The organism is Micromonospora sp. CNZ286 (genome assembly GCF_014207755.1).
The window spans coordinates 1,075,469-1,095,170 of the sequence record NZ_JACHIZ010000001.1 but is presented as its reverse complement, the minus strand read 5'-3'; the positions used below and the strand labels follow the sequence as shown (position 1 = coordinate 1,095,170).

The window sequence follows — 19,702 nt, the reverse complement described above, 5'->3', positions numbered from 1 at the left end:
CGGTTCACCCCTTCGGGGCGAACCCCGCTCACCCGGGCGGCGCGCACCCTGTAGGCACGCGGGGCGGCCGGCCGGGTGGCCGGCCACTCGGGGACGGCGGGAGGTCAGGTGGCGCGGAGCGGGCGGCTGGCGGCGGGCGCGCTGGTGCTGGCGGGGGTACGGGTGCTGGCTCCGGCGGGCGCGCGGGTGCTGGCCCGCCGCCGGGCGCGGCGGTCCGGCGCCGACCCGCGGCCGGGCCGGTGGCAGGTGGTGACGATCGCCGGGGCGCCCGAGCAGGTGCTCCCGGCCGGGCGGTGGCCCGAGCCGCTGCGCCACCTCGACGGCGCGGTCGAGCTGTGGGCCCGTCCGGCCCCCGGCGGTCGCGGTACCGAGCTGGCGGTCCGCCCGCTGGGCGGGGAGTGCACGCTCCCGGGGTTCGCCGCACACCTGGTCGGCGACGACCCGGGCCGGTTCCTGCGCCACGTGCTGCGGCAGACCAAGCAGCTCCTGGAGACCGGCGAGGTGCTGCGGGCGGACCGTTCGCCGCTGGACCGGCCGGGGACCGTGACGTGAGGGCGCTGTGCTGGGCGGGAGCCGGTCTCGTGGAGGTGCGCCGCGTCCCGGACCCGGAGCTGCGCAACGCCCAGGACATGATCGTCCGGGTCCGGCGGAGCACGACCTGCGGCGCGGACCTGCCGCTTCTGGCCGGGCAGGTGCCCGAGGCGTCCGCCGGGGAGGTGCTCGGACGCGAGTTCCTCGGCGACGTGGTCGAGGTCGGTCCGGAGGTACGCCGGCACCGGGTCGCCGACCGGGTGGTGGTGGGCGCGGCGGTGGCCTGCGGGGCGTGCTGGTTCTGCCGCCAAGGACTGCCGGCGTGCTGTGACAACGGCACGAGCGGCGTGGCGGCCGAGCCGGAGTGGGGGCAGCCGCCCGCCGGCGGGTACGGCCGCCCGGCCCGGCTGGGCGGCTTCGCCGGTGGTCACGCCGAGTACGTGCGGGTGCCGTACGCCGATGTGGGCGCGTTCGCCGTGCCGGAGTCGGTGAGCGACGAGCGGGCGGTGTTCGCCGCCGACGCCGCACCGGCCGGCTGGTACGGCGCCGAGCTGGGCGAGGTCGCCCCCGGCGACGTGGTGGCGGTCTGGGGCGCGGGCGCGGTCGGCCAGCTCACCGCCGACGCGGCGGTGGCCCGCGGCGCGGACCGGGTGGTGGTGGTCGACGACCGGGACGACCGGCTGCGGATGGTCACCGGGCACGACGGCGTGGAGGCGCTCAACCACAGGTACGTGGACGTGCTCGCCGAGCTGCGCGAACGCAGCGGCGGCCGGGGCCCGGACGTGTGCGTCGACGCCTCCGGGGCACCGGCCGCGCCGGGCCGGTGGCCGGTGGCCGAGCCGGACGGCGGGGCGGCGCTGCGCGAGGCGGTGCACGCCTGCCGCAAGGGCGGCGTGGTGGTGGTGCTCGGCGCCCGGCCCGGATTCGTGGACCGGTTCCCGCTCGGCGCGTTCGCCGACAAGGGGCTCGCCGTCCGCGCCGCCCGGCGCCGGGGCAGTGCCGCGATCCCGGCGCTGCTGGAACGGATGGCCCGCGACGAGCTGGTCACCGAGCACCTGGCCACCCATCGGATGCCGCTGGAGCGCGGCGCCGAGGGGTACGCGTTGTTCCGGGACCGGGCCGACGGCTGCGTCCGGGTGCTCTTCACCCCGTGAAGGTGGGCGCTGTGGATGGCACACTCGGCGGATGCGCGCAGACCGTCCGTACGACCTCGTCCTGTTCGGCGCCACCGGCTTCACCGGCGGACTGACCGCCGAGTACCTGGCCCGGCACGCGCCGGACCGGCTGCGCTGGGCACTCGCCGGGCGCAACCCGGACAAGCTGGCCGCGGTGCGGGACCGGCTGGCCGCGATCGACCCGGCCCTGGCCGACCTGCCGCTGCTCACCGCCGACGTGACCGACCCGGCGTCGCTGCGGGCGGTGGCGGAGAGCGCCCGGGTGGTGGCCACGACAGTCGGCCCGTACGTGCACCACGGCGAGCCGCTGGTGGCCGCCTGTGCCGCGGCCGGCACCGACTATCTCGACATCACCGGCGAGCCGGAGTTCGTCGACCGGATGTACGTGCGGCACCACGCCGAGGCGGTGCGCACCGGGGCACGCCTGGTGCACGCCTGCGGCTTCGACTCGATCCCGCACGACCTGGGCGTCTGGTACACGGTCAAGCAACTGCCGGCCGACGGGCCGATCGCCGTGGACGGCTACGTGCGGGCCGGTGGCCGGTTCTCCGCCGGGACGTACCACTCGGCGCTCACCGCGTTCTCCCGTACCGGTGAGATGAGCCGCGCGGCGCGGGCCCGCCGGGCGATGGAGCCCGGCCCGGACGGACGCCGGGTCCGCGCGGTGCCGGGCAAGGTCGGCCGGGTACGCGAGTTCGGCCAGTGGGCGGTGCCGCTGCCCACCATCGACCCGCAGGTGGTCCGCCGGTCCGCGGCGGCCCGCCCGGAGTACGGCCCGGACTTCCGCTACCGGCACTTCGCGGCGATGAAGCGGCTGCCCACTGTGCTGGTCGCCGGCGTCGGACTGGCCGGCGTGGTGGGGTTGGTGAAGGTGGCGCCGACGCGGCGCTGGCTGCTCGGGCGGCTCGCCTCCGGGCAGGGCCCGACCGCCGAGCAGCGGGCCAAGTCGTGGTTCCGGGTGCGGTTCGTGGGCACCGCCGGCGACCGGCGGGTGGTGACCGAGGTGGCCGGCGGCGACCCGGGTTACGACGAGACGGCCAAGATGCTCGCCGAGTCGGCGCTGTGCCTGGCCTTCGACGACCTGCCGGAGACCGCCGGGCAGGTCACGCCGGTCGCGGCGATGGGTGACGCGCTGCTGGATCGGCTGGTACGCGCGGGCATCACGTTCCGCACCCTGCCGGCGTGAGGTTGACCCTCGACCCGCTTGAGGTCACAGGATGACGGCCGTGGAGAGCGAGCTTCGCAGCATCGGCGAACTGGCCCGGGCCAGCGGGTTGACGGTCAGTGCGCTGCGGTTCTACGACCGTTCCGGCGTGCTGGCCCCGGCCCGGGTGGACCCGGTGACCGGCTACCGCTGGTACACCGAGGAGCAGGTGGACCCGGCCCGCCTGGTAGCAGGGCTGCGCCGGGTCGGGATGCCGCTGGCCGGCATCGCCGAGGCGCTGCGGAACCGGCACCGGCCGGCCGAGGTGCACCGGCTGCTGGACGCGCACCTGCGCCGCCTGGAGGACGGCCTGGCCGACGCGCGTCGCGAACTCTCCCGGATCCGCAGCCTGATCGACCCGGAGGAGACCATCGTGACCACCCGCCTCGTGCTGTCCCGCACCGACCTCGCCGCCGCCGTGGACGCCGTACGCTTCGCCGTCGGCGCCGACCCCGGCCTGCCGGTCCTGTCCGGCGTGCTGGTGGAGGTCGAGCCGGACGGTGTCCGGCTGGTCGCCACCGACCGGCACCGGCTCGCCGTGGCCCGGGTCGGCGGCACCGTCGACGGCCCGCCGGTGAGCGCGCTGCTGCCGGTGGCCGCCGTCGACGAACTCCGCGCGCTGCTGGACCTCGACGGCGCCGACTCCGCCGAGGTCGTCGTCGCCACCGACCGGGTGACCGTCACGGCGGCGGGCCGGCCGCTGACCGCCGTCCCGTTGCCGTACGACTTCCCCGACTACCGGCGGCTGCTGCGGGCGCAGCTCGGCGACGTGCCCACGTACCGGATCCCGTTCGACGGCGCGGCGCTGCGCGCGGCGCTCACCGCCGACGGCGTCCCGGTCTGCCACCGCGCGCACGAGGGAGTCGAGCACGAGGTGGTCGCGCTCGGCCTGGACGGCCGGGGTGAGCTGCGCCTGGTCGACCCGAACGGCGTGGTCGCCGCCGGGGGCGTGGAGGGCGTGGAGGGCGGGGCGGGCGCGGCGGGCGCGGGCGCGGGCGGCCCGGATGCGCTTCGGGTGGCGGTGAACCGCGAGTACCTGCTGGACGCGCTGGGGTCCGGCGACGGCCAGCTCGTGCTGGAGCTGGACGGCCCGATCGCCCCGCTGGCCGTACGGCGGGCCGACGACGCGCACGCCTTCTCGGTCCTGATGCCGGTACGCCTCTGACGTTCCGCGCTCGCCGGCGTCGGTACCGCTCTGCGGCAGGCATCCGTGACTGTGCGTGACGCCGCCGCCCTCCTGGGTGCGTCACCCCTCACGCACTTTGCTCTGCAGCCATCGGCGCGACGCTGACGCTCCGTCGAACGCCGCGTCGGTGGCTGCAGAGCAAAGTCACCGGAGGGGCATGTCCGCCGGAGAGCGGATCCGCGAGATTGACCAGTTCAGCGAGCTAGCGAGCCGCAGCGGGGCGGCACGAGCACCGGAGCGCCATCACGGAAAGTGAGAACGGCGCACCGACGGCGGCACCACCACGCACCGTCACCGGAAAGGGCCTCGCGGCGGCGGGCTGCGCGGGCCGGGCCGGGGCGGCGGGGGCGCGACGGTAGCATCTGGAGGTCCCACCTGACTGCCTGGACGGAGGCGTACGAGCAGCATGCTCGACATGGAGTTGATCCGGAAGGATCGCGAGGCGGTGGCGACCGCGCTGGCGAAGCGTCTGGATCCCGCCGAGGTCACCCGGGCGCTGGACGACATCCAGCGGCTCGACCAGGAACGACGCGCCCTGATCACGGAGATCGACGCCGAGCGGCAGCGCCGCAAGGCCGAGGCGCGCGCGTACGCGGAGGCGAAACGGTCCGGCGGCACGCCGCAGCCGGTCGCCCCGGAGGCCGAGCGCAAGCAGCTCGCGGAGCTGGAGTCCCAGCTCGACGAGGTGCAGTCCCGGCTCCGCTCGGCGATGAGCGAGCTGCCGAACCTGCCCGCCGACGACGTGGTCCCCGGGGGCAAGGAGGCCAACCGGGTGGTGCGGACGTTCGGCGAGGCGCCGGCCATCGAGAAGGTACGCGACCACGTGGAGCTGAGCCGCGCGCTCGGCCTGGTCGACCACGAGCGGGGCGTGAAGCTCGGCGGCTCGGGCTTCTGGATGTACACCGGTCTGGGCGCCCGGCTGGAGTGGGCGCTGGTGAACTGGCTGATCGAGCAGAACATCCAGGCCGGCTACGAGTTCCTGCTCCCGCCGCACCTGCTGCTGGACAGCGCCGGTTTCGCCGCCGGGCAGTTCCCGAAGTTCCACGACGACGTCTACCACATCGACAAGCAGTCGTCCTCGCGCGGCCAGTTCCTGCTGCCCACCGCGGAGACGGCGATCCTCGGCGCGTACCAGGACGAGATCCTGGAGACGCCGAAGCTGCCGTTGAAGGCGTTCGCGTACACGCCGTGCTACCGGCGCGAGGCGGCCGGTTCGCACTCCGACGAGCGCGGCACCGTGCGCGGCCACCAGTTCAACAAGGTGGAGATCTTCCAGTTCACTCTGCCGGAGCAGGCGGGCGAGGCGCTGGAGGCGATGGTCGGGCACGTCGAGGGCCTGGTCGGCAAGCTCGGTCTGCACTTCCAGACCAGCCTGCTCGCCGCCGGTGACGCGAGCGCCTCGATGAAGAAGACGCTCGACGTCGAGGTGTGGATGCCGAGCACCGGCAAGTACAAGGAGGTGTCGTCGGTCTCCTGGGCCGGCGACTACCAGGCCCGCCGGGCGGCGATCCGCTACCGCGAGCCGGGCGCGAAGCAGACCCGTTTCGTGCACACGCTCAACGGCTCGGCGCTCGCCACCAGCCGCCTGTTCCCGGCCATCCTGGAGCAGTGCCAGCAGCCCGACGGCTCGGTGGTGGTCCCGGAGGTCCTCCGCGACAAGCTCGGCACCGACCGCCTCACCCCGCGCTGACCCGCGTCCCCGCCCCCGCCTCTCCCCCGCGATCTTGCACTTCCGGCCCGCGAGAAGTCCGCTTCACCCCTTCCGCCCGGGCACCAACTGCAAGATCGCGGGAGAGGGGGCGGGGGCGGGAGCGGCGGGTGAGGGCGGCGAGGAGCAGCGCGGCTAGGAGCAGCGCCGCGAGGACGGCGGGGCCTAGCGTGTCGACTGTGCTCACCACTGACTGCTGGATGCGGGCGGCGGTGCGGATGACCGGGTCGGTGAAGGCGTCGTAGCGGCCCTGGGCGAGGCGTACCTCGTACCAGCCGTACCAGGCGACGTAGCCGCCCGCTACCAGCAGCACCAGGCCGCTCAGCCGCGGCACCCACGCGCCCGCGCCGCGCAGCCGCGCCACGACCCGGCCGCGCAGCAGCGCCACGGCGAGCGCGGCCACGCCGACCACGAGCGCCATCCCCAGCGCGTACGCGCCGAACAGCGCCAGGCCGCGCAGCGGCGACCCGGCCCGCAGGCTGGTCACCACGATCGCCAGGAACGGCGCAATCGCGCAGGTCAGCGACGTGAGCGCGTACGCCGCGCCGAACAGCGCCATGGACGGCCAGGTGCGGGTGAGCCGGGGCGCGACACGCAGCGGGCGCGGCGTGGGCAGCCGCCGGCCGGCGAGCAGCCAGCATCCGGCCAGCGCCAGCAGCACGCCGAGCGTCACCGTCAGCCACGGCAGCCGGGGCCGCAGCCAGTCCGCCGCCGGTGCCAGGGCGAGCCCGAACGCGCCGAACACCAGCACGTACCCGAGGGTGAGACCGGCGGTCGCGGTGAGCGCGCGGCCGACCGCGCCGCGCCCGCCGTCGGGGCCGGCGACGAGCAGCGAGAGGTACGCGGGCAGCATCGCGAAGCCGCACGGGTTGACCGCGCCGAGCATGCCCGCGGTGAGCGCGAGCAGCAGCGCGCCGGTCATCCCCGGGCCAGCGTCTCGACCTGCCGGGTCAGTGCCTCGCCGTCCAGGAATCCCTGGTGGACGACCCGGCCGGTGCGGTCCAGGACGACGAATGTGCTCTGCTCGGCCACCTTGAACCGGCGCCACAGCGCGCCCGCCCGGTCGTCGATCTGTGTCGTGCCGCCCAGGTCGAACTCGGTGACGAACGACTTCATGGCCTTCTGCTCGCCGAGTCCGGCGACGCCGACGATGGGGACCGTGTCGCGGTAGGTGGGCGCGATCTCGGCCACCGTCCATGCCTGGCTGGCGCAGGTGGCGCACCAGGGCGCCCAGAACCAGAGCACGACCGGCCGCCCGGCCAGGGCGGCGGCGTCGAACGCCGTACCGTCGAGGGTCTTGCCGGTGAACGACAGCGCGGCCGGCACCACGGCCGGTGACGCGGACGCCGGACCGGATGCCGGCCCGGACGGGGACGCGGCGGCCGGGGGCGCCGGTGCGACCGCTCCGGCCCGGTCCCCGGGCTCGGGCCCGGCGGCGCAGGCGGTCGCGGCGGCGAGCGTGGCGGCCAGTAGGGCGACGGCTGTCACACGAGCGGCGGTACGCATCGGCGGCTCCTGGTTCTACTCGGCCCGGACCAGGCGGAGCGCGAGTTCGGGACAGACCTTGACCGCCTTGAGCGCGCCCTCGCGCAGCCACGTCGGCACCGGGGTGGGCGGGAACGCCGGGTAGCCGTTGCCGTCGAGCCGGATGAAGTCCGGTACGACGTGCGCGCACAGCCCGTGGCCGTCGCAGCGCGACCAGTCCAGGGTGAGCTTCTGCGGGTTGGCGTCCGGCGCGCCGGGCAGGCCCATCATGCCCTTGACGCGTTTGCCGCAGCCCTCGCCGGTGGCGTGCAGCCGCAGGTCGTCGGCGAACACCTCCATGGCGGACAGCGCGAACCGGGCGGTGCCGTCCGGGTGGCTGCACGCGCCGCGTCCCTTGACGTCGCCGGCGGCGGCCCGGACCAGCTCGACCGGTGCGCTGCCGGAGACCGCGAGGTCGACCGAGCGGGCCAGGTCGGGCAGGCCCATCTTGCACGGGCCGCACTGCCCGGCGGACTCGCCCGCCAGGTAGCGCACCACCTGCGCGGCCTCGCCGAGCGGGCAGGTGTCGGCACCGAGCGGCACGATGATGCCGGCGCCGAGCGTGCCGCCCACGGCGGTGAGCCCTTTGCGGGACACCTCGGCCCGCTCGGCGGCCGCCGCGGTGATCCACTTGCCGTGGTAGCCGCCCATCAGGATGCCCGGGCCGGGCGGCACCTCGCACAGGTCGAGGATCTCCCGCAGCGGGGTGCCGGCCGCGCACTCCACCACGGCGGGGCGCTTCGCCGACCCGGTGACTGTGAGCAGCACGGTGCCCGGCTCGTCGTCGGTGCCGAGGGCGGCGTACTCGTACGGGCCGATCCGGGCGGCGACGGCGAGCTGGGAGTACGTCTCGGCGTTCGACAGCAGCGTGGGCAGACCGCCGACGCCGGAGTCGCTGGAACGCTTCTTCGTGCCGGGCGGGATGTGCGGCAGGCCGTTGATGCCGTTGACCAGCGCGCCGCCCTCACCGGAGATGAACCGGTGCGGCACCGTGACGATGGTGGTCGGCACCGGCATCCGCCGTTCCTGCAACGCCTCGGTCAGCGAGGGCCGGCCCACGTCGTCGTCGGCCACCCCGATCACGATCTCCTCGGCGTCGAGCGCGAACGCGGCGAGCGCGGCGCCGTCCAGGATCAGGTGCGGGGCGCGGGTGAGCAGCACCTTGTCCTTCCAGCTCGCCGGCTCCCCCTCGGTGGCGTTGACCACCACCACGGCGCCGAGGTCCTGCCGCTCACAGGACTCCAGCACGGCGCGCAGCTTGCGGGCGAACGGGAAGCCCGCGCCGCCCTTGCCCTTGAGGTCGATCGCCTCGGCGAGTCGCAGCAGCGCCGCCGGTTCCATCGGGCCGATCGGGCCGTGCACCTCCTCGTGGGCCAGCAGGTCGAGCCGGCCGAACTCGGCGAACCCGGCGGTCAGGCGGGGCTCGCCGACACAGGCGACCGGCGGGACCGTCGTGCGCGTCACCGGGCCTCACCTCGCAGCCCGGCCCAGTACGCGCCGTCGACCGCGTCCGCGTCGGCCCGCTTGCGACGGCCGGACCGGCTCTCCTTGCCCGCGCGCATCGCCCGGCGGGAGGCGAGGTCGACGAGCGTCGGGGTGTCGTCCACGAACGCCTCGTCGGCGGCGTAGCGGGCCGGCGGGCGCCAGTAGTCCGGCTCCTCCGGCACGTCCTCCTCGTCGCGGTAGCGGCGGCCGGACCCGCTGAGCGGTTCGGCCGAGAGCGGGGTGCCGGAGATCGGGCCGGCCGAGATCGGCTCACCGGAGACCGGGCGGCTCTCCCAGCGGCGCGGGCTGTCCCACGGCTCCTCCGGCTCGTCGGTCGCGCGCGGCGGCGCGGAGTAGCGGGCCACCTCGGCCGCGGTGGCGTACCGGCTGCTGTCCGGGGGTGCGGAGTGGCGGCCGCCGGTGTCCGGCGGCGCCGAGTGCCGGCCGCCGCTCTCCGGCGGAGCCGAGTACCTGGCGACCAGATCCTCGTCGTCCCGGGACCGGCGACTCACCCGCTCCTCGTTCCGGGACCGGCGGGTCACGCGCTCCTCGTCGTCGCGGCGACGGCGGCGGGGCCGCTCGCCGTCGGTCCGGCGGGCCGGCGCCGCCTCCTCGTCCCGGGCGCGGACGACGGGCTCGCGCTCCTCGTCGCGGCGGCGGGCGGGCGCCTCCTGGGTGCGGGCGCGTCGGGCAGGCGCGTCCGGTTCGGCGTCGCGTCGCCGGGCGGCGGCTGCGCGGACCGGCTCGCGCAGCGACCCGGGTTCCGGCACCACGGGTACGGCGAACCGCTCCGGGTCGCGCCGCCGGGCGGTGCCCGCCGGTGCGGTCCAGGTGGCTGTCGCCTCGGCCCAGCGGCCCCGGCCGGCGCCGCTGTCCTCCTTGTCCGCGGCCTTCTTCCGGGTGAGCGCGGCGAACACGCCGGTACGCTCCTCGCCCTTGCCGGCCATCGCCTTGTTGAGCGCGACGGCCTGGTGCTGCTCGCGGCTGCGCTTGCCGAGGTGGACCGAGACGCGGACCAGCAGCGCCATCACCACCAGCACCACGCAGGCGAGGTAGCTCAGCACCACCCAGCCGGCGGCGGGCCGGCCGGCGTTGAGGCCGTGCACGAGCGCGAACGGCCAGGACACGTACGCCATCGAGTGCAGTCCGCGCCAGAACCACTTCGGGCCGACGCCGGCGAACCGGACCCGGATCAGGCCGGTCCAGAGCACGCCCACCATGAGCAGCGCGGCGACGGTGCCGAGCCCGATGTAGAGGCCGCTGCCGCTGATGAACGGCACCACCGCGTCGGTCGGCCCGGCCCGGCCGATCGCGACCTTGGTGATGACGTGGAAGACCAGCCCGGCCACGCCGAGCACGCCGGTGGCGCGGTGCGCCGACTGGAGCAGCACGCGGTGCCGGATGAGCAGCACCAGGCGGTCGGTGGCGAGCAGGCCCAGCATCACGGTGATGCTGAGCGAGACCAGGGCGACCACCCCGGCGAAGAACTCGGTGAAGAAGAATCCGTACGAGTACATGACGCCGCCGGCGCCGGCCAGCTCCACCCCGGCCCACGCGAGGCCGAGCGCGGAGGCGGTCAGCGCCACCATCGCGGACTTCGACATCGTCCGGGCACCACGACTGGTGGTGGTGGTCCGGACGGTCGTCGCCTTCTCGTTCTGCTGTGCCCGGGCCATCTGCTCCTCGATCGTCTCGCGGCGGCGCCCCCACCGGCCGACCCTGCTCCCACCTCAGGTACGGAGGGACGGCGCGGACGGATCACCTCCGGTGGCGAATTTCTCGGCCGGATTCTCGAACCGTCCGGACCGGACGCGCGTGTAGCGCCTGACGCAACGACGGATGCCCATGCGTTGACAGACTTTGCAACAGGCTCGTAACCTTGCCGCAAAATTTCAGGCTGGTTGCAAGAAGCCGGCACTGATACAGGCTCCACTCCCCCGCATCCCCGCACCCCGCAGGAGTCCTGATGCATCGACGCCGATGCCGCGCCGCCGCGCTCGCCCTGGGTCTGGCCGCGAGTCTGCTCGTCCCCCTCACCGCGGCGGCGCCCCCGGCCGCCGCCGCCACCCCCGGCGCCAAGAAGGTCATCGTCCAGCTCTTCGAGTGGAACTGGACCTCGGTGGCCGCCGAGTGCACCAGCACGCTGGGCCCGAAGGGCTACGGCTACGTGCAGGTGTCCCCGCCGCAGGAGCACGTCAACAGCAGCCCGTGGTGGGTGTCGTACCAGCCGGTCAGCTACCGGATCGAGTCCCGCAAGGGCACCCGCGCGCAGTTCCAGTCCATGGTGAACACGTGCCACGCCGCGGGCGTCAAGGTGATCGTCGACGCCGTGGTCAACCACATGTCCGGGCAGGAGAACGGCGGCACCGGCTGGGCCGGCTCGTCGTACGGCCACTACAACTACCCGGGCGTCTACTCGGCGCAGGACTTCCACTACTGCGGCCGCAACGGCAACAACGACATCGCCAACTACAACGACCGGTACGAGGTGCAGAACTGCGAGCTGGTCAACCTGGCCGACCTCAAGACCGAGTCGGAGTACGTGCGCGGCCGGCTGGCCGCGTACCTCAACGACCTGCTCTCGCTCGGCGTCGACGGTTTCCGCCTGGACGGCAGCAAGCACATGCCGGCCGCCGACATCGCCGCGATCAAGGCCAAGCTGAACCGCAGCGCGTACCTGGTGCAGGAGGTCATCTACGGCGCCGGTGAGCCGATCCAGCCGACCGAGTACACCGGCAACGGCGACGTGCACGAGTTCCGGTACGGCAAGGACCTGGCCCGGATGTTCAACAACGAGCGCCTCGCGTATCTGCGGAACTTCGGCGAGTCCTGGGGCTACCTGTCGAGCGCGAAGGCGGTGGTCTTCACCGACAACCACGACACCCAGCGCGAGGGCGGCGTACTCACCTACCGCAACCGCGGCACGTACGCGCTCGCCAACGCGTTCATGCTGGTCTGGCCGTACGGCACCCCGGCGGTGATGTCGAGCTTCACGTACAGCGGCCGGGACCAGGGCCCGCCCGCCGACGGCAGCAACCGGATCACCAACGTCACCTGCTACTCGGGCTGGGAGTGCGAGCACCGCTGGCCGGTCATCGCCAACATGGTCGGCTTCCGCAACGCCACCGAGGGCGCCGGGGTCTCCAACTGGTACGACAACGGCTACCAGCACATCGCGTTCAGCCGTACCGGCAAGGGCTACCTGACGATCAACGACGAGGACAGCGCGGTGAACGGCCGGTCGTACTACACCGGACTGCCGGCGGGCCGCTACTGCGACGTCATCCATGGCACGTTCAGCAACGGCTCGTGCAGCGGCCCGGTGATCACCGTGGACTCGTCCGGCTGGTTCGCCGCGAACATCGCCGCGCACGACGGGATCGCCATCCACATCGGCGCGAAGCTCAGCTGAGCCACCCGGGCCGCGAAGCCCCCGTACCCGCAGTACCGGGTACGGGGGCTTCCGGTCGGTTACAGTCGGTTTCGTGCTTTTCGACCGGTTCGCCACGCGCCGGCCTCCCGGCTGGCTGATCGCCGCGCTCGCCGTACCGCTGCTGCTCGTCACCGCGCTGCTGGTCGGCCGCGCGCTCACCGCCGCGCCCGCGCGCCAGGCGGCGCCGCCCGCCGCCGCGCCCCCGGCCACGACCGCCGCGCCGAGCCCGTCGCCGGTGGAGTCGGTGCCGCCCGCCGCGCCGGCACCGGACGACCTGCCGGTGGTCACCTACGACCCGGCGCCGCGCGGCTTCCCGCCCGACCCGGACCCGGCCGACACCCGCCCGCTGAGCGAAGGGCTGCGCCCGAACCGGAACGTGGCCGCCTACGACGCACCGGGCGGCCGGCCGCTGGCGTTCCTCGCGCCGACCATCAGCGGCGTACGGCTCACCGTGCCGATCGTCGACCGCCGCTCCGGCTGGACGGCGGTGCTGCTGCCGTCGGCGAACCGCACCATCGCCTGGCTGCCGTCCGGTGGCTGGACCACTGTGGTGCTGCGCGACCAGATCGTGGTGGAGCGGCGCACCCACCGCCTCACCTGGAGCCGGGACGGGCGCGCGATGCGCACCTGGCCGGTCAGCCTCGGCATGTCCGGGCAGCTCACCCCGTTGGGCCGTACGTTCGTGCTGGGCCGCACCCCGCCCCCGGAGGCCGTCTACGGCGGCGTCGACATCTTCGCCCTCGGCGCGATCCCCGACGACCCGGGCGCGGTGCCGACCGGGCTGCGCGGGGCCCACATCGGCCTGCACAGCTGGTACAACGACGACACGCTCGGCAAGAACGTCACGAACGGCTGCATCCGGCTCACCCGCAGCGCCCAGCGCCTGCTGCTGACCGAGGTCGAGCCGGGCACCGCCTTCGTGGTGGTCGACCGCCTGCCCTGACCGGGCTCGGCCCAGCAGCCGGCCGTCGGCCCGGATCCGCTCAGGCCGTCGCGCCGCCGTCGACCGCGATCGACGCGCCGGTGATGTGCCGTCCGCCGGCGCCCACCAGGTGACTGACAGTCGCCGCCACGTCGTCCGGATCCGCGTACCGGCCGAGGGCGATGTGCGACCGCTGCCCGTCCGCGCCCGCGCTGTCCGCCGGGTTCATGTCGGTGTCGGTCGAGCCGGGCAGGATCAGGTTGACGGTGATCCCACGCGGACCGAGCTCGCGGGCGAGCGCCCGGGTCAGCCCGTTCACGGCGCTCTTGGTCATCGCGTACGCGCTCACCCCGGGTGCCGGGACACGGCTGGCGAAGCTGCTGCCGATGTTGACGATCCGCCCACCCGCACCCATGTGGCGTACCGCCGCCTGGGTGACGAGGTAGACCCCGCGCACGTTCACCGCGATCGCCCGGTCCAGGGCCTCTAGGCTGACCGACTCGATCGGCCCACCCGCGAACACCCCGGCGTTGTTGACCAGGATGTCCAACCGCCCCAACTCGGCGACGGTCCGCTCCACGGCGCCGACCACGGCCGTCGCGTCGGTACTGTCCGCATTGATCGCCAGCCCGGTCCGGCCGTACGCCTCGATCTGGCTCACCACGGACTTCGCGCTGTCCTCCGCGGTGCGGTAGGTGAACGCGACGTGGATGCCGTCCTCGGCCAGCCGGCGCGCGACGGCGGCGCCGATACCCCGGCTCCCGCCCGTCACCAGGGCAACCCTGTCGGCAAGTCTGACCGTCATGCCGTCATCCTGACAGTCGACTCAGGACGCTGATCATCCGGGCCACCCGTCCGTTCCCTGTCCGTTCGATCAGACAGGATTGCCGGCACCCAGTCCGGGTACGCGCGGGCCGTCCAGCGGCGAAACGGGGAGACTAGACATGAGCGTACCGACGGGACGGGTCGACACGATCGTGCTCATCCACGGGCTCTGGATGACCTCGCGGAGCTGGGAGCACTGGGCGCAGCGGTACGCCGCGCGCGGCTTCCAGGTGCTCACGCCCGCCTGGCCCGGCATGGACCGCGAGGTGGAGGAGCTGCGGGCCGACCCGGCGCCGATCGCCGCGCAGCGCATCGCCGACATCGCCGACCACTACGAGGCGATCATCAGGGACCTGCCGCGCCCGCCGATCATCATGGGCCACTCGTTCGGCGGCCTGATCGCCCAGTTGCTGGCGGACCGCCGCCTCGGCGCCGCGGTGGTCGCCGTGCACCCCGCGCCGGTACGGGGCGTGCTCAAGCTGCCGCCCAGCACGCTGCGCTCCGGGTACTCCATCCTGCACAACCCGGCGAACCGGCACCGCGCCGTGCCGTTCACCCCGGAGGACTTCCGGTACGCCTTCGGCAACACCATCAGCCAGGAGCAGTCCGACGCGGCCTGGGAGCGGTACGCCGTACCGGGCGCCGGACACGTGCTGTTCGAGGCGGCGTTCGCCAACCTGGATCCGAACTCGGCCACCGAGATCGACAAGAAGCGCAGCGACCGCGCCCCGCTGCTGATCACCTCGGGCGGCGAGGACCACGTGGTGCCCGCGTCGCTGGCCACCAGCATCTCCAACCTCTACCGGAGTTCGACGGCGCTCACCGGCTACCGGGAGTTCCCCGGCCGGTCGCACTTCGTCGGCGGCGAACCGGGCTGGGAGGAGGAGGCGGACTTCGCGCTGGAGTGGGCGGTGGAGGCGGCGAACGAGTTCTCCTCGACAGTGGTCGCCGAGGCCCCTCGACGACGCTGACCACGCCCGACACCGCCGCAGACGTATATCAAGAAGCCGAGAAATTGATATCATCGCCTCGTTCGCCTGCTGGACGAGGAGGCACGCCATGTCCCGCACCATTCTCGATGTCGACGACGACCTCCTGGCCGAGGCCGCCGAGATCCTCGGCACGGGCACCAAGAAGGCCACTGTCAACGCCGCGCTGCAGGAAGTGGTCAACCGGGAGAAGCGCCGGGAGTTCGCCGACTGGCTCAAGAGCGGCGGCCTGCCGGACCTCACCGACCCGGGGCAGGCGTCGAAGCCCGAAGCGGCATGACGCGGGAGCGCTACCTCCTCGACAAGTCGGCGCTGGCCCGGTGGCCGAAGCCCGCCGTGGCGCCGGTCCTGGACGAGTTGTCCGATCGCGGTCTGCTGGCGGTCTGCGGCGCCATCGAGATCGAGGTCGTACACAGCGCCCGCTCGGCCAAGGACGCGAAGCGCGCTCGATGGCTGCTCCGCGGTTTCGACTGGCTCGCCATGCCCGACGACATCTGGGATCGTGCGATCGACATCCAGGTGCAGGCGCTGCACAAGGGCAACCACCGCGCGCTCTCGATGGCCGATCTGCTGATCGCCGCGACGGCCGAACGGCATGGCGTGACCGTTCTGCACTACGACGGTGACTTCGACCTGATCACCGCGATCACCGGCCAGCCGACGACGTGGGTCGTCCCGGCCGGGAAGGCCGACTGACCGACTCCGGCCCTCGATGCCGGGTGGGCCGCCGGGAGCAGCGCCGAGGTGTCCAGGACGAGCCCGTTCACGCGCCGGCCGCCCCGTCGCCCCCGAACTGGCGCAGCCACTCACGTTCTCGACCACGGCTCGTGCATATTCCGCTTCCGGTTGCGGGCGTCCGACGCTGCTCCGGCGCATGCTCATCGCGGCCGGAACCGCCGGGAGCACTCACCGTCGTGTCCGGGCCGGAGCAGACACCGCTGCCCACCGGGCAGCAACCGGTCGCAGAACACCCAGTGGCGGACGTTCTGGTCGTCCTCCGCCGAGACAGTGGTGCCGCCGGGCTCGGTCTGTGGCAGGACGTGGGTCCAGTGCGCCACCACCCGGGCCAGCCGCTGAGCGGAGAGCAGGTCGTTGACGACGACCGGCAGGTGGATCACCCAGCGCTCGGTCACCTGTCGTATCCCCGTTCGTTGCGCGCCCGGGCCTGCTCCGACTGCCAGCGGCGCAGCGCGTTCTTGATTCGGTCCGTCTCCCGGCGGCTCTGCGCCAGCGCGTCGTAGACGGCGGCCAGGTCACCGGCGACGCGGTCGAGGAACTCCCGGACCTCCTGCGGGTCGAGCCCGCGCCGTCCCAGCGGGGTCGGCCGGAAGCTCCGCTCACGCACCTGCCAGGGACGCAGCGGGTGGTACGCCGACGAGCGGTAGCAGGTCGATCCGAGGACCGACCGCCGGCGACGCCGGACACGCCGGAGGAAGACGCGCATGACAGGACCTGCCTCTCACCATCGAGATCGAACCGTGGAAGGGCGGGTCCGCCGGCCCGCCCCGCACCGGCGGACCCACCCCGGCACCTGCCACCGCAGCCTTCGACCAGCAGTACGTCAGCAGGGCTCACATGGCCACTGAGCAGCAATAACTCCACAGTGGCCGCAGAGGCAGTGAAGCACCGCATCGGATCGAATGCAACGTCTAACAAGAGGTGTACTAGCAGCGCTGGACATCATTCATAGAACTCAGCGTGACGTGTCTATTGTTTCTGATACATGGGGGGCGCTAAATTGAGCGAACGCGCGTCAACCGCTACCTGACCATCGGAGGCAGGGGTGTCACAGGCCGTAACGGGATCCACGATGCTTCGACGGCAGCTCGGCAGGAAGCTCGAATCACTTCGCAAGGCTGCCGGGCTGACGATGGAGAAGGCGGCCGAAGAACTGGACCGGGCGCGGGCAACCCTTTACCGCATTGAGAGCGGTGCCGAGAACGTCCGCTTCCGCGCAGCGGACGTCAAGGAGATGCTCAAGCTCTACGGAGCTTCCGAGGAAGACACCGAACTGGTCCTCGCGATGGCATCGGCCACGCGAGAGAACAAGAACTGGTGGCACGACTACATCGGCTCGGGCCTTCCGCGCTGGTTCCAGCTCTACATCGGCCTTGAAGCAGCGGCGTCCAGCATCCGGCAGTACCAAGCCGAGTTGGTTCCCGGCCTACTCCAGACCCGCGCCTACGCAGAGCAGCTCTTCCGGATGCCCGGCGGCGCCATCGAGGCAGGTGACCGCGAGGGCCAAGAGCGAGCCATCCAGCTCCGCGTGGAGCGGCAGGCACTTCTCACCCGCTTCTCCGCCCCACAACTCAGCGTGATAATCAACGAGGCGGTGTTGCGGCGTCCGGTTGGTGGAGCGACCATCATGACCGAGCAGCTACACCAGATCCTGAAGGCCGCAGAGCTACCCAACGTAACCGTGCAGGTTCTAGCTTTTTCTTCCGGGCTGCACGCCGGAGCGATGGCCGGGGCTTTCTCGATCCTGGAATTTCCGCGAGACAGCAGCGGCAAGGAGGTGGAACCGCCGGTGACATACCTGGAAGCCGCTACCGGTGCCATCTACCTCGACAAGCCACACGAGACCGACGCCTACAACACCATCTGGACTGACATAGCGAGCCGCGCGCTGAGCGAGTCCAAGTCGAAGAGCCTGATCCAGCATGTCGCAGAGGAGTACTCCCGTGCCTGACCTGACCGGCGCCGCCTGGCGCAAGTCGACCCGCAGCAACAACGGCGGGGAGTGCGTGGAGGTGGCCGACAATCTCCCCGACGTGGTCGGCCTGCGCGACAGCAAGAACCCCGCTGGCCCGGCCCTCGCTTTCCCGCCGGGCACTTGGGCCGCCTTCATCCGGGCCGTCAAGAGCGAGACGCTGAGCCGCTGACCGTTGCCCGCGCCTACACCGGAGCGGCGGCATCATGATCTCACCGGACTCAGGCTCAGAGCGTGTCATAGACATCGCCACGATGGCCGAGGTGAACCACGAGGACGATCAGTTCACGATCGCGGACGGTGTAGATAATGCGGTAGTCACCGACCCGTACGCGCAGTAGACCGGGATGCCCGGCTAGCGCCTTCACCCCGGCCGGACGGGGCTCGATGGCCAGCGAGGCGAGGGCGTCGACAAGGCGGGCCTGCACGGGTCTATCGAGTTTGCGCAGCAGCTTGGCAGCGGCTCGATCGACCCGGACGGCGAAGACCGGCTCCGGTGGCAGCGTCACAGGCCGAGCTCGTCGCGCAGGTCGGCCAGCGGGACGGGGGTGTCGCCGGCGTCGATACGGGCCAGGGCATCGCGGGCCGCCGAGACATCTGCGGCGTCCTCGGCTCGCTCGATCGCTTCGGCAAGCTCGGCGGGGACGATGGCCGCCAAGCGCTGCCCCCGGCGGGTCACGTAAGTGATCCGCCCGGCGTAGTGGGCACGCGACACGACATCCGCGAGGCTGTCTCGGGCATCGGAGATCGGCAGTTCGGCGGCGGGCTCACTCATATCCCGATCGTACAGCTCGTACGACTCGTACAAGTGCAAAAGTGCCGCCTGCCGGCCCTGGTGTGCGGGTGGGTGCGCCGGGTATGACGGGAACATGAGGGCGAGTTTCCGTCTGGGTCGAATCGCCGGCGTACCGGTCGGCGTCAACTGGAGTGTCCTGGTCATCTTCGTGCTGATCGCGTGGGCGCTGTCGGCGAGCCTGTTCCCTTCCTCGTACCCCGGTCACTCCCCCGTCGCCTACATCGCGGCCGGCCTGGCCGCCGCTGTGGTCTTCTTCCTCGGCCTGCTGGCCCACGAGGTGGCGCACGCGGTGGTCGCCAAGCGCAACGGCATCGAGGTCGAGGGCATCACGCTGTGGCTGTTCGGCGGCGTCGCCGAGCTGAAGGGCGAGGCGAAGGACCCGGGCGCCGAGCTGCGGATCGCCGGGGTCGGGCCGCTGGTCAGCCTGATCATCGGCGTGGTCTTCGCGGCTATCGCGGTGGCGGTCGCCGCCGCGGGCGGGCACGGGCTGCTGCTCGGCGCGCTGGCCTGGCTCGCGGGCATCAACGTGCTGCTGGCGATCTTCAACGTGCTGCCCGCCGCCCCGCTCGACGGCGGGCGGCTGTTGCGCGCGGCGGTCTGGAAGTTCACCGGCGACCGGACCAAGGCGTCTGTGGTGGCGGCCCGCGCGGGCTGGGTGCTCGGTGTCGTGCTGATCGGGCTGGGGCTGTGGCGGTTCTTCACCGGCGCCGGGTTCGGCGGGCTCTGGCTGGCGCTGATCGGCTGGTTCCTGCTCGGCGCCGCCGGCCAGGAGGAACGCGCCGCCCGGATGGGCGACGCGCTGCGCGGCATCCGGGTGGGCGACGTGATGACGCCGCAGCCGCAGACCGCGTCCGGCGACCTCACAGTGGCCGACTTCGTCGACCACTACCTCTTCGCGTACCGGCACTCGGCGCTGCCGCTCACAGTCGACGGCAGGCCGGTCGGTCTGGTCACGCTCGATCGGGTACGCGGCATCGCGGCGGACCGCCGCGCCTCGACCACGCTGGCCGAGGTGTCCTGCCGGGCCGACGAACTGGTGCTCGCCCGCCCGGACGAACAGCTCACCGACCTGCTCCCCCGGCTCAACGAGTGCTCCGACGGCCGGGCGCTCGTGGTGGTCGACGACCAGCTCGTCGGCATCGTCTCGCCCAGCGACATCAGCCGGGCGGTCCAGCGTGGCAGCCTCCGCCAGCAGGTGCCGGCCGGGCGGTAAC

General features: G+C 73.0%; 22 protein-coding genes. 13 read left to right on the top strand and 9 right to left on the bottom strand.

Annotated elements, in window-relative coordinates; genetic code table 11:
• The first annotated feature begins 108 nt into the window (after positions 1–108).
• The 5 genes from FHX31_RS05260 to serS all read left to right on the top strand — a co-directional run bounded on the left by FHX31_RS05260 (position 109) and on the right by serS (position 5,786).
• Entirely contained in the window at positions 109–552 is a 444-nt protein-coding gene (locus FHX31_RS05260; protein ID WP_114921105.1) for a hypothetical protein, read from the top strand.
• Positions 549–1,685: an alcohol dehydrogenase catalytic domain-containing protein gene (locus FHX31_RS05255; protein ID WP_071098149.1), complete on the top strand. Its 1,137-nt coding sequence runs from the start codon at positions 549–551 to the stop codon at positions 1,683–1,685. The genes FHX31_RS05260 and FHX31_RS05255 overlap by 4 nt, the downstream gene beginning before the upstream one ends.
• Positions 1,686–1,716: 31 nt before the next feature.
• Positions 1,717–2,892, top strand: coding sequence for a saccharopine dehydrogenase family protein (locus FHX31_RS05250; protein WP_114921106.1), 1,176 nt, complete (start codon positions 1,717–1,719; stop codon positions 2,890–2,892).
• 31 nt (positions 2,893–2,923) lie between these two features.
• Positions 2,924–4,075, top strand: a complete 1,152-nt coding sequence (locus FHX31_RS05245; RefSeq protein ID WP_184975302.1) for a DNA polymerase III subunit beta family protein — start codon at positions 2,924–2,926, stop codon at positions 4,073–4,075.
• 427 nt (positions 4,076–4,502) lie between these two features.
• The gene (gene serS / locus FHX31_RS05240) at positions 4,503–5,786 is read left to right on the top strand and encodes a serine--tRNA ligase (protein ID WP_184975299.1); all 1,284 of its coding nucleotides are present in this window, start codon (positions 4,503–4,505) and stop codon (positions 5,784–5,786) included.
• Here serS and FHX31_RS05235 read toward each other — a convergent pair.
• The 4 genes from FHX31_RS05235 to FHX31_RS05220 are packed head-to-tail and all read right to left on the bottom strand — an operon-like array spanning position 5,773 to position 10,489.
• Complete coding sequence (locus FHX31_RS05235; protein ID WP_184975297.1) at positions 5,773–6,726, bottom strand: cytochrome c biogenesis CcdA family protein; 954 nt, start codon at positions 6,724–6,726, stop codon at positions 5,773–5,775. The genes serS and FHX31_RS05235 overlap by 14 nt on opposite strands.
• Positions 6,723–7,310: a TlpA family protein disulfide reductase gene (locus tag FHX31_RS05230; protein ID WP_184975294.1), complete on the bottom strand. Its 588-nt coding sequence runs from the start codon at positions 7,308–7,310 to the stop codon at positions 6,723–6,725. The genes FHX31_RS05235 and FHX31_RS05230 overlap by 4 nt, the downstream gene beginning before the upstream one ends.
• A 15-nt stretch (positions 7,311–7,325) precedes the next feature.
• Positions 7,326–8,792, bottom strand: a complete 1,467-nt coding sequence (locus tag FHX31_RS05225; RefSeq protein ID WP_013287862.1) for an NADH-quinone oxidoreductase subunit NuoF family protein — start codon at positions 8,790–8,792, stop codon at positions 7,326–7,328.
• Positions 8,789–10,489, bottom strand: coding sequence for a hypothetical protein (locus tag FHX31_RS05220; protein WP_013475600.1), 1,701 nt, complete (start codon positions 10,487–10,489; stop codon positions 8,789–8,791). The genes FHX31_RS05225 and FHX31_RS05220 overlap by 4 nt, the downstream gene beginning before the upstream one ends.
• Before the next feature lie 290 nt (positions 10,490–10,779).
• On the opposite strand from FHX31_RS05220, the gene FHX31_RS05215 reads away from it, so the two are divergent.
• Both FHX31_RS05215 and FHX31_RS05210 read left to right on the top strand, forming a co-directional pair.
• On the top strand, positions 10,780–12,225 hold the full coding sequence (locus FHX31_RS05215) for an alpha-amylase (protein WP_184975291.1): 1,446 nt from the start codon (positions 10,780–10,782) through the stop codon (positions 12,223–12,225).
• A gap of 73 nt (positions 12,226–12,298) precedes the next feature.
• A complete protein-coding gene (locus FHX31_RS05210) occupies positions 12,299–13,189 on the top strand; it encodes a L,D-transpeptidase (RefSeq protein ID WP_013287865.1) in 891 nt (296 codons plus the stop codon).
• 40 nt (positions 13,190–13,229) lie between these two features.
• On the opposite strand, the gene FHX31_RS05205 is transcribed toward FHX31_RS05210, so the two are convergent.
• On the bottom strand, positions 13,230–13,973 hold the full coding sequence (locus FHX31_RS05205; RefSeq protein WP_013287866.1) for an SDR family NAD(P)-dependent oxidoreductase: 744 nt from the start codon (positions 13,971–13,973) through the stop codon (positions 13,230–13,232).
• A gap of 139 nt (positions 13,974–14,112) precedes the next feature.
• Here FHX31_RS05205 and FHX31_RS05200 point away from each other — a divergent pair, with 139 nt between their 5' ends.
• The 3 genes from FHX31_RS05200 (at position 14,113) to FHX31_RS05190 (ending at position 15,678) form a co-directional block, all read left to right on the top strand.
• Positions 14,113–14,964, top strand: coding sequence for an alpha/beta hydrolase (locus FHX31_RS05200; protein ID WP_184975289.1), 852 nt, complete (start codon positions 14,113–14,115; stop codon positions 14,962–14,964).
• Positions 14,965–15,052: 88 nt separating this feature from the next.
• On the top strand, positions 15,053–15,262 hold the full coding sequence (locus FHX31_RS05195) for a type II toxin-antitoxin system VapB family antitoxin (RefSeq protein WP_013475596.1): 210 nt from the start codon (positions 15,053–15,055) through the stop codon (positions 15,260–15,262).
• A complete protein-coding gene (locus FHX31_RS05190; protein WP_013475595.1) occupies positions 15,259–15,678 on the top strand; it encodes a PIN domain nuclease in 420 nt (139 codons plus the stop codon). The genes FHX31_RS05195 and FHX31_RS05190 overlap by 4 nt, the downstream gene beginning before the upstream one ends.
• 182 nt (positions 15,679–15,860) lie before the next feature.
• Here the strand turns inward: FHX31_RS05190 and FHX31_RS05185 are convergent, their stop codons facing one another.
• Complete coding sequence (locus tag FHX31_RS05185; RefSeq protein ID WP_013287870.1) at positions 15,861–16,115, bottom strand: hypothetical protein; 255 nt, start codon at positions 16,113–16,115, stop codon at positions 15,861–15,863.
• Positions 16,112–16,426, bottom strand: coding sequence for a DivIVA domain-containing protein (locus FHX31_RS05180; RefSeq protein WP_013475594.1), 315 nt, complete (start codon positions 16,424–16,426; stop codon positions 16,112–16,114). The genes FHX31_RS05185 and FHX31_RS05180 overlap by 4 nt, the downstream gene beginning before the upstream one ends.
• 366 nt (positions 16,427–16,792) lie before the next feature.
• On the opposite strand from FHX31_RS05180, the gene FHX31_RS05175 reads away from it, so the two are divergent.
• A complete protein-coding gene (locus tag FHX31_RS05175; protein ID WP_174361729.1) occupies positions 16,793–17,671 on the top strand; it encodes a helix-turn-helix domain-containing protein in 879 nt (292 codons plus the stop codon).
• Positions 17,664–17,864 carry a DUF397 domain-containing protein gene (locus FHX31_RS05170; protein ID WP_013287873.1) on the top strand — a complete coding sequence of 67 codons (201 nt, stop codon included), beginning with the start codon at positions 17,664–17,666 and terminating at the stop codon, positions 17,862–17,864. The genes FHX31_RS05175 and FHX31_RS05170 overlap by 8 nt, the downstream gene beginning before the upstream one ends.
• A gap of 55 nt (positions 17,865–17,919) precedes the next feature.
• Here the strand turns inward: FHX31_RS05170 and FHX31_RS05165 are convergent, their stop codons facing one another.
• Both FHX31_RS05165 and FHX31_RS05160 read right to left on the bottom strand, forming a co-directional pair.
• Positions 17,920–18,201 carry a type II toxin-antitoxin system RelE family toxin gene (locus FHX31_RS05165; protein WP_083395318.1) on the bottom strand — a complete coding sequence of 94 codons (282 nt, stop codon included), beginning with the start codon at positions 18,199–18,201 and terminating at the stop codon, positions 17,920–17,922.
• Positions 18,198–18,467 carry a type II toxin-antitoxin system prevent-host-death family antitoxin gene (locus FHX31_RS05160; RefSeq protein WP_174361730.1) on the bottom strand — a complete coding sequence of 90 codons (270 nt, stop codon included), beginning with the start codon at positions 18,465–18,467 and terminating at the stop codon, positions 18,198–18,200. Before FHX31_RS05160 ends, FHX31_RS05165 begins: the two co-directional genes overlap by 4 nt.
• Positions 18,468–18,561: 94 nt before the next feature.
• On the opposite strand from FHX31_RS05160, the gene FHX31_RS05155 reads away from it, so the two are divergent.
• Positions 18,562–19,701 carry a site-2 protease family protein gene (locus tag FHX31_RS05155; protein WP_114918539.1) on the top strand — a complete coding sequence of 380 codons (1,140 nt, stop codon included), beginning with the start codon at positions 18,562–18,564 and terminating at the stop codon, positions 19,699–19,701.
• Position 19,702 lies beyond the last annotated feature (1 nt).

Coding starts and splice junctions, on each gene's coding strand:
- FHX31_RS05250 (WP_114921106.1), top strand. CDS start 1,717: ATGCGCGCAGACCGTCCGTACGACCTCGTCCTGTTCGGCGCCACCGGC.
- FHX31_RS05245 (WP_184975302.1), top strand. CDS start 2,924: ATGACGGCCGTGGAGAGCGAGCTTCGCAGCATCGGCGAACTGGCCCGG.
- serS (WP_184975299.1), top strand. CDS start 4,503: ATGCTCGACATGGAGTTGATCCGGAAGGATCGCGAGGCGGTGGCGACC.
- FHX31_RS05235 (WP_184975297.1), bottom strand. CDS start 6,726: ATGACCGGCGCGCTGCTGCTCGCGCTCACCGCGGGCATGCTCGGCGCG.
- FHX31_RS05230 (WP_184975294.1), bottom strand. CDS start 7,310: ATGCGTACCGCCGCTCGTGTGACAGCCGTCGCCCTACTGGCCGCCACG.
- FHX31_RS05220 (WP_013475600.1), bottom strand. CDS start 10,489: ATGGCCCGGGCACAGCAGAACGAGAAGGCGACGACCGTCCGGACCACC.
- FHX31_RS05215 (WP_184975291.1), top strand. CDS start 10,780: ATGCATCGACGCCGATGCCGCGCCGCCGCGCTCGCCCTGGGTCTGGCC.
- FHX31_RS05205 (WP_013287866.1), bottom strand. CDS start 13,973: ATGACGGTCAGACTTGCCGACAGGGTTGCCCTGGTGACGGGCGGGAGC.
- FHX31_RS05200 (WP_184975289.1), top strand. CDS start 14,113: ATGAGCGTACCGACGGGACGGGTCGACACGATCGTGCTCATCCACGGG.
- FHX31_RS05195 (WP_013475596.1), top strand. CDS start 15,053: ATGTCCCGCACCATTCTCGATGTCGACGACGACCTCCTGGCCGAGGCC.
- FHX31_RS05190 (WP_013475595.1), top strand. CDS start 15,259: ATGACGCGGGAGCGCTACCTCCTCGACAAGTCGGCGCTGGCCCGGTGG.
- FHX31_RS05180 (WP_013475594.1), bottom strand. CDS start 16,426: ATGCGCGTCTTCCTCCGGCGTGTCCGGCGTCGCCGGCGGTCGGTCCTC.
- FHX31_RS05175 (WP_174361729.1), top strand. CDS start 16,793: ATGCTTCGACGGCAGCTCGGCAGGAAGCTCGAATCACTTCGCAAGGCT.
- FHX31_RS05160 (WP_174361730.1), bottom strand. CDS start 18,467: ATGAGTGAGCCCGCCGCCGAACTGCCGATCTCCGATGCCCGAGACAGC.
- FHX31_RS05155 (WP_114918539.1), top strand. CDS start 18,562: ATGAGGGCGAGTTTCCGTCTGGGTCGAATCGCCGGCGTACCGGTCGGC.